The sequence below is a fragment of the Clostridium sartagoforme genome, assembly GCF_039521405.1.
GTDB classification, from domain to species: domain Bacteria; phylum Bacillota; class Clostridia; order Clostridiales; family Clostridiaceae; genus Clostridium; species Clostridium sartagoforme.
Genome location: NZ_BAAACH010000039.1, coordinates 249,643 through 264,713, shown reverse-complemented (window position 1 = coordinate 264,713; position 15,071 = coordinate 249,643). Strand labels below are relative to the sequence as shown.

Below are 15,071 nucleotides of genomic sequence, written 5' to 3'. Positions count from 1 at the left end.
AATACAGAAATCAGCTTTTAGCAGCTTAACCTCTTTTTTTAAAATGTCCTTGACATGGGGTCCATTTTAATTTTATCAGTACCTTTTTTATTATATTTATGTATTTAATTAGTTTAATGTTTTTGACCTCTTATTTACGACTCTAAGTAATGTTAATATAGCTCCAATTAAGCAAATACACCCTATTCCGGCAAATACAAATCTCATTGCATAAATAAATATATCTGCTCTACCTTCTACATACCCAGAAACCTTATATCCAATTTTACTGCTCATTCTACTATATAAAATACTTGTTGAAAGTGCTATCCCAGTAGTTGTTCCTAAGTTTCTTACTAGTCCATTCACACTTCCTGCTATTCCAAGCTTGGTTTTATCAACTGTAGACATTATTAATGAATTATTTGGTGATTGGAATATACCACTTCCTAATGATACTAACCCAACAAATATTGCAACAATTATTAGTGATGTGTACTGATTAAAGATAGTTAACGAGAAAATACCAATAGTTAAAATACTTAACCCTATACATGATATCTTTTCACTTCCAAGTTTATCTGACAGATGTCCACTTATTGGTGCAACTATTGCTAATATTATTGGAGAAACTGTCATCATAAGTCCTGCTGAACTTGGGGTAAGCTTCAATACATCTTGATAATAAAAGGGTAAAATTATATTTATTGCTCCTATTGAAACAAATGATGTAAATCCACAAAATATACTTAATGAAAATAATTTATTTTTAAATATATTTATATCTAACATAGGACTTATTATTTTTTGCTCTACCTTTATAAATATAAATAATAGTACTAAAGAAAGCACAAAGGCTCCCATAATTATAGGATTTGTATATCCTATACTTTGCCCGAAATTTATAGATGTAAATAACATTATTATTGAAATCATGAATAAAAAAGTTCCTTTTATATCAAAGGGAACTTTTTCAGTAATCTTTTTAAAGTTTAATACCTTTAATACTCCTATATAAACTAAAATTCCTATTGGTATATTTATTAAAAAAATGTATTCCCATGGTGCTACTGATACTATAAGACCTCCTAAAGTTGGCCCTACCATAGTTCCAAGAGCAACTGCAGTTCCTGTCATTCCAAGAGCTCTACCTCTTTTGGTAGGAGGAAATGTTTCTGTAATTATTCCTTGGTTAGTTGCCATTGCAGCTCCAGCACCTATTGCTTGAATTATTCTAGATAATATAAGCATTATAAGGCTGTTTGATAACCCACAAAATAATGATCCTAAAGTAAATACTCCTATTCCTATTTTAAAAACTTTGCTTTTACCAACTATATCTCCTAGCCTTCCAAACAACAAAATAGTTGCACATATAGTTATTAAATAACTTGTAACTACCCATTCTATTCCAGCCATTGTTGTTCCAAGTTCTCTTGACATTGTAGGTAAAGCTACATTTACTATACTACTATCAAGAGTTGTCATAAAAGTCATAGGTAATACTGTAAGTAATATTGCCCATTCTTTTTTCATCTTCATATACTTCATCTCCTAGTCTATCTATTACATTCAATCATTATATAATACTATTATTTTTTGAAAATGAAAATCTATTTAAAAAAACAGAAACTTAAATTTAAGTTAAAACTTTGAGATTATCTTTAAAATCTTCATATTTTCGTAAAATTTCTAATTTTATATTATTTTATTATAGTAAAACTTGAATACCTCTTCTTTCTTCAAAATTTCTTGAGCTTCTATATAAGGTTTCATTATTACATTTTTACTTTCTTCTAAATAAAATTTAGCATATCCACCTTCACCATATTTTTCTACCAAATGTGAATATACTCTCTTATATGTTTCTTCTTCATTTAAAGTATTATAATTCTTTTTCGAAAAATTGTAGCATCTTTCTATCATATCATATATATCTGTTGTTCTATCTGCATCTGAAACTATATATCCATATATGCTTCTTGGTTCATGAGCATTAGAAGCCCTATGATCTTCACATGCTTCCCCCATTGAAATAAGCTCTTCTTTTGTAAACCAATTTTCTAAATTAGTATCATTTATAAGTATATCCTTTGAATGAATTTGATGTATTTTTCTATCTATACTCATTCCTAAATCATGATATATTGCAATAGTTAATACCATACTTTTATTTACAGGGAAATATTTTGACAGTTTAATTGATGAATCTATTACAGTTGCTATATGCTTTATTCCATGACCCTTATCAAAGGCTTTATATTTTTCTAAAATATCTTCCATTAAGTATTTTAATAAAGATTGCTCTATTTCGTTATTAATTATAGTATACGTTTCTTTGCTTATTATTTTTTTTATTTCATATAAATTTTCCATATTTTACTCCTTTTTATAGTTACTCTAATCTATATACTTTATAAAATAAACACTAAAAAATATTATATTTAATAATTTGTATCTAAACAAGTAAAGTTTTATAATAATTATATATTGTTATGTTTTGGAATTAATGGGGGAGATATAATGAAAATATCAATTTTATATTTTAGTAAAACTGGTCATACAAAAGAAATGGCTAATGTAATAGCTGATGGAATTAGAAAAGTTCCTAATATTGAAGTTGGGGTATTTGCTTTAGATAGTATAGATGATAAATTTTTGCTAGATAGTAAAGCTGTAGTATTTGGTACACCTACTTATTATGCAAATACTTGCTGGCAGATAAAGAAATGGTTTGATGAATCTAACCATTATAACCTTGAAGGTAAAATTGGAGCTGTCTTTTCTACAGCACATTATGCTCAAGGAGGTGCTGACACTGCAATTCTTACAATAATTAATCATTTAATGGTAAAAGGAATGTTAGTTTATTCTGGAGGCTCTGCTCTTGGAAAACCATTTATTCATTTAGGAGCTGTTGCTATAGACGAAAACTTTGAAGAAAGTAAATCTATGTTTTCAATATTTGGAGAACGTATTGCTTTAAAAGCTAAGGAGTTATTTAACTAGTAAAAATTCAAATAAATTTTTTATAACATATTTTAATTTATATATTTTAAAAATTAATATATATAACTATAATAAATAAAGCTGCCGCAAAGTAAATAATTCTTAATTGATTTATTTATGCGACAGCCTTTACCTTGAGGTTTTATAAAACATTTTATTTTATGCTTTTTAATAGTACTCTATTATATATTTTATCAAGATTATGCAGTAAACTTTTTCCTGTATTTTAGAATTAAATCTGCAACAAGTGTTCCAATTAAAGATATTCCTGTATAGACAAAACACCACATTAAGAAAGAAGAATTAAATACAGTATATGTTGCCACTAAATATACTGTAAAGATAATGCCTAAAATTATTATTTTTCTCTTAATAAATAATTGCAAAATTAAAGATACTACAAAAGTAAAAAGGGGTAAGATAATTAAAATCATTCCAAAGGGATTTTCATTAATGCTAAAAATAGACATATATTTCACGACCTTTCATATTCATTTGCTATTATGCAATATTTACACGTAATTGATAGTTTAATTTCAATATTTTTTATCTATACCTCACATTATTCTAAACCACCTTTAACCTAATTAATTTTCAATACGTTATTTTTTCTTTTCTATATTAATATGTTACATTTAAAAACTTACAAAAGTACTTTTCTATTACTTAAATTTTTCTAACAAAATCATTAATATAAAAATTTTTATACTCTATAGAAATCTAATATTGTTATAATATAAAATAATGATTCTAATTTTATAAATAATATTTATTAAAACACAATAATCAATTACATATAAAGGAGGATTTTTTATGAAATGTATTTCTATTTCTGGAAAATCAGGACACGGAAAAGATACTTTAGCCTTAAGATTAAAGGAGTTATTAGAGAAAGAAGGTAAAAAGGTATTTATTATTCATTATGCTGATTATTTAAAAATGGTTGCATCGAAAGTCTATAATTGGGATGGCTCTAAAACTGGTAATGGAAGAAGCTTACTTCAAAGCCTGGGTGATAAGATGAGAGCTGTAGATGAAATGTTTTTAATAAATGAATTGCTTAAAATATTATATTTAGTTAAAGATGATTTTGACGTAGCTCTAATTCCTGATGCTAGATTCCCTAAAGAAATAGATTGTTTAAAATCTATTGGTGAAACTGTATCAATTCATATTACAAGAGTAAATTATAAAAACAACTTAACCGACACCCAAAATATACATAAAACTGAAATATCCCTTGATGATTATAAGTATGATTATAATCTATATTCTTATGAAAATGAAAATATTTCTGATATTCCCTTAATAATAAATGATATATTGTCTTAAAGTTTTCTTGTAAAATATTTTGATTTTTTTATCATTTTAATAAATAAGAAAATAGAGCAAACTAAACAATTTGCTCTATTTTCTTATACTAAATGTTATTATGCAATTTCTTCAATATCTCTAACTTCTCTAAGCTTTTGTTCTACTAATTCTATAAGCTTTTCTTTATCTTCTTCGTTATTAACTACATCCATCTTGTCCATATCTATTATTAAAACTTCTGATGCATTATAGCAATTTTCTACCCATGCATCATAATCTTTCCATAGAAAATGATAATATTCTTTTAAGCTTTCATCAATTTCAAAATCTCTTCCTCTTAATGCTATTCTATTTAAAACAGTCTCGAAGGAGCCTTTTAAATATACCATTACATCTGGAGCTTTCTTAGGAAGTTCTTCTAGCTCTTCTAACATGTTATGTAAAAGATCCTCATATATCTTCATTTCTAAATCATTAATTCTATCAAGCTCCATATTCTTCTTAGCAAAATACCAATCTTCATAAATTGATCTATCTAAAACATTATTATTATGTACTAATGCTTCCTTTATACTTTTAAATCTTGTATTTAAGAAGTAAAGTTGTAGTAAAAAAGGATATCTCTTTTTTTGTATTTCTTCTTCACTTTCACTATAAAACAAAGGTAATATTGGATTATCATCTACACTTTCATAAAATACATCTGATTTAAAATGATCTCCCAAAATTTCTGCAATAGAACTTTTTCCAAGTCCAATCATCCCGCCAACAACTATCAACATGCTTCACCTATCCTTTACTTTTTGTCTTTCTCTATATTACATAATTAAAAATTTACTTTCAAGTCTTGACTTTCATTTTTATACTATATATGGTGTTTTATTTTATATTTCTTCTACATATTGTATAATTTTCTTACTTAATAAACTGATATATTTATTCAACCAATAAAAAAATGAACATATGTAAAGTTTCTTTTTTAGTTGCTTTTCTCCAAATCAACCAAACTTACATATGTCCATTTTAAAAGTAAAGAAATTAAATATATTTACATTAACTTTAATATTTCTTTTTTTATAGCTACAAATTTATCACTAGTAACTATATCTTCATTTCTTTCCTTAGGTAAATTAACTTCTATTTCACCTTTTATAATTGCTGGCTTTTCTGATATTACATATATCCTATTTGAAAGTAGAATTGCTTCTTCTATATCGTGAGTTATGAATAATATAGTTGAATTCATCTTTTTAGTTAGATCTAAAAGCCATTTTTGCATCTTTCTTCTTGTCATGGAATCCAGTGCCCCAAAGGGTTCATCCAAAAGCATTATATCATTAGATGTTAAATATGTTTTTAAAAAGTTTGCTCTTTGCTTCATACCACCAGATAATTGCGATGGATATTTATATTCAAATCCACTAAGACCAAATTCATCTATATGTTTTTTTACTTTTTCTCTTGAATTTTTCTTACTATCGCCTTTAAATATAAGTGGAATACCTATATTATCTATAACCTTTTTCCAGGGTACCATCATATCCTTTTGATACATATAGCTTAGGTCTCCACTAACTTCTACTTCACCATTATCACTACTTATAAGGCTAGTTAAAATATTAAATATTGTACTTTTCCCACTACCTGATGGCCCTAGAATAGAAACAAGCTCTCCTTCTTTAACTTCTATATTGATATCTCTTAATATCTCCATTTCATCAAAAGACTTAGATACATTTTTTAATACAATCTTATTTTGATAAGAACTCATTTGTATAAGCCTCGCTTGCTTTCATTTCCTTATTAATTAATTTATTATTATATAAGAATTTTGTATAGTTATCCCATACGCTATCTTTCATTTCTCCCCATACTTTAGTATCTTCCATATATTTATCTACAAGATACTTTTGGCTTTCTATTGCAAGTTCTTCACTGATTTCAGGAACTTTACTTACTAATAGTTTTGCACTTTCTTCTGGATTTGCTATAGCTTCTTCATATCCCTTAGTAGTTGCTTCCATAAACTTCTTAGCTAAATCCTTCTTATTATTAATAGTATCTTCTGTTGCTGCAATAATTGGAGTGTAATAGTCTAAAGCTGGATCTAAATCTTTAACTGCTATATAGTTTATGTCAAATCCTCTTAACTTTGCTTCAATATTAGTCCATGCCTCAAATGTCCATTCGAAGTCTAAGTTATTCTTAGTTGCTATAAAGAAATCTTCTGTTCCTGCATCTACCATTTTTAACTTACTAAAATCTGCTCCACTTTTCTCCATAACAGCCTTTAATATAGCTTCTTCTGATGGGCTTCCCCATCCACCATAAACTTTATTTTCAAAGTCTTTAACGCTTTCTATTCCTTTTTCCTTTGGAGATGCAAAACCTGATGTATTATGTTGAATTATTGCTGCTATAGCTTTAACTGGAAGCGGACTGTCTGATGTTCTAGCATATGTTAAATCTTCTTGATAACTTACTGCAAAGTCTCCTTTTCCAGCTGCTAAAAGTTGAAGTGATGACCCTTCTGATGGTTGTATTATTTCAACATCTAGTCCAAGCTCTTTATAATAGCCTTTTTCCTGTGCAATATATAATCCAGTATGGTTAGTATTTGGTGTCCAATCTAAAATTACAGTTACCTTTTGCAAATCTTCTGAAGTTTTTGCTTCATCTTTTTTACTACATCCAGCAAATAGTGTAAGTGCTGTTACTGATGCTAATACTACTGATATAATTTTCTTTTTTAACATTACTATTTCACCTCTAAATTTATTGTTTTTTATTTTATTTTTTCATACTTAGTTTTTTATCATTCCATGGAGTAAATACCTTTTCCATAAAGGAAACTAAAAGAAATATCCCCATACTTATAGCTACTATAATCACTATTGATGCAAACATCTTATCTAGTGCATATGCGCTTCTTGCTCTTGTCATATATACACCAAGTCCCTTATCTCCCCCAAGCCATTCTCCAATTACAGCTCCCATAATGCTATATGTAGCTGCAATTCTCATACCTGAAAAGAAATTTATCATTCCATAAGGTAATTTTAAATGTAAGAACACATTAAGTTTAGATGCTCCCATTAATTTAAAATGATTTATTAAATCCTTATCTACACCTTCAAGCCCATCAACTATACTAATTACTATAGGGAAAAAACATACTATAACTACAACAATTATTTTAGGCAATGCACCAAAACCAAACCAAATTATAAATAATGGTGCAAGAGCAACTGTTGGTATAGTTTGAGAAATAACAAGAACTGGATATAAGGATCTTTTTATTAATGGAACCATATCCATAATCACTGCCAATATAATAGATAATACTATTGCAATTAAAAACCCTACCATTCCTTCATATAAAGTTGCTGAAATATGTGGGATCATTGTTCTAAAGTCTTTAATTAATACTTTTATAACATCTGTGGGAGCGGGTAATATATACTTTTCTATCCCTCCAACATTTACTATAAACTCCCATATAATTAATAAAATTAAAATAAAAACTATAGGTGCTATTTTATTCCCTATACTTCTTAATTTTTTCATCCATCGTCACGCCTTCTTTTTTATAATCTATTTTAACCATAGATACTACTCTTGATGCACCTTCTTCTGTACAAATTTCTTGAGCTTTTTTTACTATTTCTAGTAATTCTTCAAGTTCGCCCTCCATTGTTGTTTCCATAGCACCTACTTCATATTTAACACCTTTAGATGCTATATATTCTATAACCTTGTCCACAACCGGATAAATTCTATCCTCATTTACTGTTGGTATAACCTGAAGACTTACATTGCAAAGTGACATAGTCCTCTCCTCCTTTAAATATATTTAAAAGTAAACAAATCAAATATTAGATTTTGTACATAGAGTAAAAAAATACAGTATTTCTGACTAGAAATACTGTATTATAGTTCAATTTGTATATTCATTAATTAATAACAAATAATCTCCCTACGTTGGCATTATCCAAATCAGGTTTATGGGTCAAAATAGTATCAATTTTATCTCAGGCAGTTCACTGCCCCCCCAGATTTATATTTACTTTTTATAATTCCATTTTATTCATCTTTACTATAAATGTCAAGTTAATCAATAATGTCTATCAAGTAGAGAATCCTATTAAATAATATTTTTAGATGCTTACTTCCTTTTATTTATATTCTAGTCTTCACTTTTATTTGCCCCATATAGCACAATTAAAAGCCCTAAGATTCCCACTATAATTTTTATTATTGACATTGATATTAATATAGAAAATAATATTACGGCTATACCAATAATCATAATTTTTAAAGATGAGGATTGATTTTGAATAACTTTATATACATACATACCTAATAAAATTAAAACTGCTATCATAAATAGCATTGGTATTCCCAAAAACATAAGACCTTTCATTTAACATTTCTCCCCTTATTCTAAACTCTTTTAATTAATGATTTTATAATAATTCTTCTCTATACTTCTTAATAGATCATCAAGCTCTATCTTCTTATAATCTGAAACCTTTTTAGCTACATCTATTATTGCACTTGGATAACCATATTCTCCATTTACCCATTCTAACGCTGTTGGTCCGTCAGTTTCTATAAGTAATTTACTTAGTGGTATCTTATCTAAAACTTCATTCGCTTTATCACAATAACCTATATCTACACTTACTGTAAAATAACAACCAAGTTTAATATATTTCTCTAAAGTACTTATTTCTCCACTATACCAATGTATAATAGCTTTATTATAATTATTACGCTTAAGCGCATTATAAATTTCTTCTTCGGCTCCTTTTGTGTGGATACTTACATACTTATTCCTTTTAATGCTTTCTTCCAATATAAAATTAAAAATTCTTCTTTGTGCCTCATAGGTGCTTGTATCTTCCACCCAAACATAATCTAAACCTATTTCACCTATAATTTCACTTTCTTCTATATATGGTATAAGCTCTTCTAAACTTCCTTTATATTCTGCTGCTTTCCAAGGATGAATACCAAAGCAGGGCTTAATAAATTTACTTTGTTTACTATACACCTTATTTTTTATATAGCTTTCTATATCCATACTATTTGCTAAAGTTAATATTTCATTTTCATTTATATCTTTAATTGCAATTTCTATATTTTCTTTAAAGAAATCTAAATGTGTGTGTGCATCTATATACATTTTGTTCTCCTTTAATTATAACTTTTCATCTGAAGATTTTAAGGTTACAGATATAATTTCTGGCCTATTAAATAATCTTATTGGCAGTACACTATTTCCAAGCCCCCTACTAACAAACATAGTAGATTTATCATTAGTGTAATTTCCACTAGTATATTTAGGAAAAAATCCTTGATCTGGTGCAAAAAGTCCTCCTATAGATGGAATTCTAAATTGTCCACCATGAGCATGCCCTGAAAAAATCATATTTATATTATATTCACAATATAAATCAAATATTTCTGGCCTATGTGAAAGTAAAATCTTAAATTCCTCCATATCTTCCCATTGACTTAAATATTTCTCCATATTACTTGTATTAGTATCTTCCAAATAACTTGATGTAAGAAAAGCTGGATCTGATAAACCAAGAAGTTGTATTTTACTTTTTCCTTTAAATAATTCTAAAGTAGTATTATCTAATATATGAACTCCAGCCTCAATCAACTTTTCCGATATCTCATTATATTTACCTGACCAAGCCTCATGATTTCCAGAAACATAGTAAATTGGAGCAACTTTTAAAGATCCCTCAATAAAATGCATTGCTTTATCTAAATTATATCTACGTCTATCTATTAAATCACCTGTAACTATAATTATATCTGGTGATAGCTTTTCTATTTTTTCTAATAATTTTGACTGCTCTTTTCCAAACATTTTATTGTGCAAATCAGAAATTTGAACAATTTTAAAATCCTTGAATTCAGATGGAACTTCAGAGCTATAATAATTAAAATTAGAAATAACAATGCTATTATTTTGCCATATACAAAAAACAATTAATATAATAATAAATAAAATACTTGATATTAGCATTTTTAATCTCCTAAATAGCTTTTTCATTTAATAAACCTCATGTATATACAAATTTTATTAATAACAATCTTTAATACTAAACATTATTGTAATCACCTATTATTTTACAAATAAAGTATACCATTTACTTATAAATAAATCTATGTTAAAACCTACATGTCAGTATATTTACTATAGAAAATAGCTAATGCATTTTAGTTTTTTACTATATTTCTAACGCTTTTATAAATAACCATATTTTATATAACTAATCTAAGGAATAAATAGAAGGTGGGCTACAATACCCACCTTAATTACTATCAGTTTGAAATTTGTTTTATTTATTTCTTTTATCAATTTCTTCAACTATTTTAATAATCAAATCTGAAACTTCAAATCCACCTCTTGCACTAATCATGTTAATTGTAGCAATACCTGCCATTGTTTTAAACACAGGAGAATTTAGTTTTTCAAACTTTGGACTTAAAGATATTAAAAAGTCCTTTATATAAGGATATTGCTTTAAAAGAACTCCTATATTTGTGTTTTCAGTAATATTATATTTATTTACTTTTATTACATTAGCTTCTTTTAATTGCACTTCTTTATCTTCTTTCTTATTTTCCCAAGATAATAATCTTTGGCTTCCATTAAGACTTCTAATATGAGTTGCATCTTGCATCATTTCAAGTATTCCCTTGAAATTACCATCTTCATCTCTTACTGCAGTATAAAGAATATAGACAAACTTTTCCCCCATATCAATCCAAAACTCTGCTTTATCTTGTTCACCATTTTTAAAAGCATCAATTATTTTCTCAACTGTATCTACACTTTCACGCGGATGACAGTTTTGTACCTTTCTACCTATAGCCCCTGCACTCCTTGGAAAAACTCTATGCTTTGTATCACTATAAAATTTAAATATTTCATTTTCATCAACATATGAAAGATCAACCGGAAGATGTTTGAAAATAAGATTTATTTGTTTAAGAGTAAGAAGTCCTTGGCTAACATTAAAAACTTCATCTTCTTGAGTACTTTTTGATGTTATTCCGTGCTTTTGAAGTACATTTGCAAGATCTTTTAGAAGTTCTGTATTAATTCCAGTATCTTTTGAAGTAACGTTGTTCTTAAAATCTTTTCCCTTATATTCTGGTGGATTATCTATTAAACAATATCCAATTTCATCATCACTAATTCTCATTTCAATAAACTCTTCATCATTTAATAATTCCATTGAAGTAGGGAATAGTATTTCAGTTTCCTTTATCATCATATCTTCAACCATTTCTAACACCTCAGATTGAAGTGAAAGAAACTCTGAATCTTTATCTTCATTTAGAAGATTTTTTGATTTTCTTATTATATCTCTAATATTATTATCTAAAGTCCACATTACTTTTGAAGGTTTATCAAATCCCTTTCTTTCAAGAGCTGAAAATAGCTGATTTTGTTTTCTACTAAAATGAATACTTATTTTACTTAATTTATCATAAGCTTCAAGCCATTGATTTTTTATAAACTTTTTATTTAATAATTCCTTCATAAAAGAAAGAACTTTTCTTATTTCTTCAGTCTCATCTATATAAGTTCTAATTGGATGCCCCTTTGGAAGATTAAGCTTTGTAGAAGTAAGTACACCCTTAAAAATCTCAAGAATTTCTTCCATTCTCTCTGCTAGTGTATCATCTGAAATCCCGTAACTTTGTAAATGTTGCTCAGCTAAAGCAAATTCTTCTGCTGTAACACTTTCAAAGGAAGAATTCATTCTATTCTTTGCTTCTTCAAGTGAAATTTTCCCATTTAAATAATCAAGTTTTATGTCAAGCATCTTCTTAATTCTTTCATTATCAAGACTTAAATACTTATTCATTTCTATATCTGAAATTTTTTCAAAAGGGAAGAAGTAAGCGTGATACTCAGTATCACTTATCTTTTCCACATACTTATCAAACCCCTTGCTTTCCATCATTTTATAAAGAGGAAATGGTTCAAAATCTTTAATTACATGTATTCCTTGGTTAGACTCTATTGTTTCTAGAGTTTTTGTTACACAGTCTCTAAAGCTCTCATGGTCTCCTCTGCCATCTATAGTTATATAAGTAATATCCTTTTTCATAAATAATACCCCCTTCAATTAATTGAAATTCATTATCATTATCATACCATAAAGAAATAATTATTGGTGTAACATATGATACAGGTTTCTATTTAAGAGTAAAAAGTTAAAAAAGATGACTTCTATCCATATAGAAATCATCTTTAATACTTTAATTATGTTTATCAATCTTATAGCTAGATATCTGTTATATCTAAAGATATATTTATATTTTTATTCTTAGGCTCTAATTTTGTCATCTTTACTTTTGCAGCATTAAATAATCTTTTAGAAGCTTTTACGTTATCTGAGTCAGAATATTTATCTGAAAGATATACTACTTCCTTTATTCCTGCTTGTATAATTGCTTTTGCACATTCATTGCAAGGAAATAGAGCAACATAAATCTTAGAACCATAAAGATTAGCTCCTCTACTATTTAAAATAGCATTAAGCTCAGCATGCACTACATATGGATACTTTGTTTCAAGTATCTCACCCTCTCTGTTCCATGGGAATTCATCATCTGAGCATCCCCTTGGAAGTCCATTATATCCTTGGCTTAAAATTTTATTATCATTATCTATTATACAAGCTCCAACCTGAGTACTTGGATCCTTACTTCTCTTTCCTGCTAATATTGCAACTCCCATGAAGTACTCATCCCAAGATATGTAATCATTTCTTTTCATTTAAATACCCCCTTTATATAAATTGTGAAGCAATTTATATAGTTCACAATGTACTAGAAATTTTGCTTCGTAAAATCTTATAATTATTTTAATTCATATTTAAATTATATCATTGATTTTCTTATTTGAAAAATATCCATGGATGTTAAACAATTATTATTATGATAAAATAGAAATATATTTAAAGATTAAAGTAAAAGGAGATACTAATGAAAATTAAAAAAATTCTAATTTTAATACTAATTTCATTGTCATTAATTACATTATCAGCGTGTAATAAAGATAATAAAACAAATCAAAATCCTTCAAATAAGACAGAACAAAGACAACAATTAGATGATAGTCTGAATAAAGTTGATAATACAAAGGATCCAAAAGTAAATGAAAATATTTCTGAAACTGATACCCCATCTACTATAAGCAAAATAGTGGGAAGAAGAAATGAATTTATAGAAAAATTAGATAATATACAAAAAGAACTTGATGCATTGCCAGAAAAGAAGGATTCAGATGCTGGAATAACAAATGCTATGAGAAGTTATTATGGAATATCATATGATATGTATGATAAAGTATTAAATGAAATTTATGATTTATTAAGAAATGATTTGTCCCCAGAAACAATGTCAGATTTGCAAACTCAACAAATAAAATGGATACAAGAAAAAGAAGCTGCTGCTAATAAGGAATCTGAACAGTATAAGGGTGGAACATTTGAATTTGTGGCATATAACTCATCTTTATATGAATCAACAAAAAAAAGATGCTATGAATTAGTTAATAACTATATGACAGACTGAAGTTAAAGGAAAAATCTAACCAATCCTAATTGTAAAAAATTGCGAAGCAATTTATATAGTTCACAGCGCACGGTTCACAGTTCACAGTTTTTGGAATAAAGTAACAGGGAACAGGTTATGATATAAATTGCAAAGCAATTTATAAATGAAAGAATGAAAAAATTGAGGTTATTTTGCTACACAAAACTAACTACTGTCCCTAAGCTTACCTTGAAGTAGATGTTTCTTAATTTTTAATTATAGTTTACATCTAGTACTTGTTACCTGATACCTGTTCCCTGTTACCTATAAAAATAAAACAACTGTGCACTGTGCCTTGTGAACTGTGAACTGAAAAATGCTTCGCATTTTAAAACTAAGAGAATTTTCTAAATCTTAAATACCTCTCCTCTAAAAGAGCATCTCTAGATTTATTTTTTAATATTTTGAACTCATTTATTAATTCTTCTTTTATGGAATTTGCTACAAATTCTATGTTCTTATGAGCTCCACCCCTAGGTTCTTTTATTATTTTTTCAATTATACCTCTTTCTAAAAGCTCATATGAAGTAATTCCCATAATTTCTGCAACATCTTTTGATTTTGAAGGGTCTTTTAAAAGTATTGAAGCAAATCCTTCTGGAGAAAGTATTGAATAAACTGAATTTTCCAGCATCCATACTCTATCTCCACAAGCTAAGGCCAATGCCCCACCACTTCCACCTTCACCTATTATTATTGAAATTATAGGCACTTTAATTTGTGCTATTTCTATTAAGTTTCTTGCAATGGCTTCTCCTTGGCCTCTTTCTTCAGCTCCAACCCCGCAATATGCACCTGAGGTATTTATAAAACAAACTATAGGTCTATTAAACTTTTCAGCTTGCTTCATTAATCTAAGGGCTTTTCTATATCCCTCTGGATGAGGAGATCCAAAATTTCTTTCCATATTTTCTTTTAAATCTTTTCCTTTTTGAATTCCTATTATAGTAATTGGATTTCCATTTAAAAGTCCAATTCCTCCTACTATAGCTTTATCATCTTTAAAGCATCTATCTCCATGTAATTCAAAAAAGTTAGTAAATATTTTATCTATATAATCCAGTGTAGTCGGTCTTTCTACCATTCTTGCTATTACTAATCTATCATATGCTTTAATTTTTTTATTCACA

Annotated in this window: 17 protein-coding genes and 1 riboswitch; of the genes, 3 read left to right on the top strand and 14 right to left on the bottom strand. The window is 27.5% G+C overall.

Annotation, left to right across the window (positions count from 1 at the left end):
• Positions 1-108: 108 nt before the first annotated feature.
• Together ABDZ60_RS18545 and ABDZ60_RS18540 are read right to left on the bottom strand one after the other, a co-directional pair.
• Entirely contained in the window at positions 109-1,521 is a 1,413-nt protein-coding gene (locus ABDZ60_RS18545) for an MFS transporter (protein ID WP_343780226.1), read from the bottom strand.
• A 156-nt stretch (positions 1,522-1,677) separates the two neighbouring features.
• Positions 1,678-2,355, bottom strand: coding sequence for an HD domain-containing protein (locus ABDZ60_RS18540; RefSeq protein WP_343780224.1), 678 nt, complete (start codon positions 2,353-2,355; stop codon positions 1,678-1,680).
• Positions 2,356-2,502: 147 nt separating this feature from the next.
• Between ABDZ60_RS18540 and ABDZ60_RS18535 the strand changes: the two genes are divergently transcribed.
• A complete protein-coding gene (locus tag ABDZ60_RS18535; protein ID WP_047000481.1) occupies positions 2,503-2,988 on the top strand; it encodes a flavodoxin family protein in 486 nt (161 codons plus the stop codon).
• 200 nt (positions 2,989-3,188) lie between these two features.
• On the opposite strand, the gene ABDZ60_RS18685 is transcribed toward ABDZ60_RS18535, so the two are convergent.
• On the bottom strand, positions 3,189-3,422 hold the full coding sequence (locus tag ABDZ60_RS18685) for a DUF2651 family protein (protein ID WP_425544871.1): 234 nt from the start codon (positions 3,420-3,422) through the stop codon (positions 3,189-3,191).
• 379 nt (positions 3,423-3,801) lie between these two features.
• Between ABDZ60_RS18685 and ABDZ60_RS18530 the strand changes: the two genes are divergently transcribed.
• Positions 3,802-4,320: a nucleoside/nucleotide kinase family protein gene (locus tag ABDZ60_RS18530; RefSeq protein WP_047000480.1), complete on the top strand. Its 519-nt coding sequence runs from the start codon at positions 3,802-3,804 to the stop codon at positions 4,318-4,320.
• A gap of 98 nt (positions 4,321-4,418) precedes the next feature.
• Here ABDZ60_RS18530 and ABDZ60_RS18525 read toward each other — a convergent pair whose 3' ends face one another.
• The 10 genes from ABDZ60_RS18525 to ABDZ60_RS18480 form a co-directional block, all read right to left on the bottom strand.
• Positions 4,419-5,084 carry a deoxynucleoside kinase gene (locus ABDZ60_RS18525; RefSeq protein WP_343780221.1) on the bottom strand — a complete coding sequence of 222 codons (666 nt, stop codon included), beginning with the start codon at positions 5,082-5,084 and terminating at the stop codon, positions 4,419-4,421.
• Between the two features lie 266 nt (positions 5,085-5,350).
• The gene (locus ABDZ60_RS18520; RefSeq protein WP_343780218.1) at positions 5,351-6,073 is read right to left on the bottom strand and encodes an ABC transporter ATP-binding protein; all 723 of its coding nucleotides are present in this window, start codon (positions 6,071-6,073) and stop codon (positions 5,351-5,353) included.
• Positions 6,054-7,058, bottom strand: a complete 1,005-nt coding sequence (locus ABDZ60_RS18515) for an ABC transporter substrate-binding protein (RefSeq protein WP_047000462.1) — start codon at positions 7,056-7,058, stop codon at positions 6,054-6,056. Before ABDZ60_RS18515 ends, ABDZ60_RS18520 begins: the two co-directional genes overlap by 20 nt.
• 34 nt (positions 7,059-7,092) lie before the next feature.
• Positions 7,093-7,869 carry an ABC transporter permease gene (locus ABDZ60_RS18510; protein ID WP_343780216.1) on the bottom strand — a complete coding sequence of 259 codons (777 nt, stop codon included), beginning with the start codon at positions 7,867-7,869 and terminating at the stop codon, positions 7,093-7,095.
• Positions 7,841-8,131 (bottom strand): MTH1187 family thiamine-binding protein, encoded by a 291-nt coding sequence (locus tag ABDZ60_RS18505; protein WP_016207059.1) that lies wholly within the window; start codon positions 8,129-8,131, stop codon positions 7,841-7,843. Before ABDZ60_RS18505 ends, ABDZ60_RS18510 begins: the two co-directional genes overlap by 29 nt.
• 127 nt (positions 8,132-8,258) lie before the next feature.
• A riboswitch (TPP riboswitch) is annotated at positions 8,259-8,366 on the bottom strand.
• A gap of 122 nt (positions 8,367-8,488) precedes the next feature.
• Complete coding sequence (locus ABDZ60_RS18500; RefSeq protein WP_016207060.1) at positions 8,489-8,725, bottom strand: hypothetical protein; 237 nt, start codon at positions 8,723-8,725, stop codon at positions 8,489-8,491.
• Positions 8,726-8,755: 30 nt separating this feature from the next.
• Entirely contained in the window at positions 8,756-9,490 is a 735-nt protein-coding gene (locus ABDZ60_RS18495; protein ID WP_047000461.1) for a TatD family hydrolase, read from the bottom strand.
• A gap of 15 nt (positions 9,491-9,505) precedes the next feature.
• On the bottom strand, positions 9,506-10,348 hold the full coding sequence (locus ABDZ60_RS18490; protein WP_343780213.1) for a metallophosphoesterase: 843 nt from the start codon (positions 10,346-10,348) through the stop codon (positions 9,506-9,508).
• Positions 10,349-10,664: 316 nt separating this feature from the next.
• Positions 10,665-12,449 (bottom strand): DUF438 domain-containing protein, encoded by a 1,785-nt coding sequence (locus ABDZ60_RS18485; RefSeq protein WP_343780210.1) that lies wholly within the window; start codon positions 12,447-12,449, stop codon positions 10,665-10,667.
• 176 nt (positions 12,450-12,625) lie between these two features.
• Entirely contained in the window at positions 12,626-13,120 is a 495-nt protein-coding gene (locus tag ABDZ60_RS18480; protein WP_047000459.1) for a deoxycytidylate deaminase, read from the bottom strand.
• Positions 13,121-13,329: 209 nt separating this feature from the next.
• Between ABDZ60_RS18480 and ABDZ60_RS18475 the strand changes: the two genes are divergently transcribed.
• Entirely contained in the window at positions 13,330-13,920 is a 591-nt protein-coding gene (locus ABDZ60_RS18475) for a lysozyme inhibitor LprI family protein (RefSeq protein ID WP_343780207.1), read from the top strand.
• 355 nt (positions 13,921-14,275) lie between these two features.
• Here the strand turns inward: ABDZ60_RS18475 and ABDZ60_RS18470 are convergent, their stop codons facing one another.
• Positions 14,276-15,070, bottom strand: coding sequence for an acetyl-CoA carboxylase carboxyltransferase subunit alpha (locus ABDZ60_RS18470; protein ID WP_343780205.1), 795 nt, complete (start codon positions 15,068-15,070; stop codon positions 14,276-14,278).
• Position 15,071 lies beyond the last annotated feature (1 nt).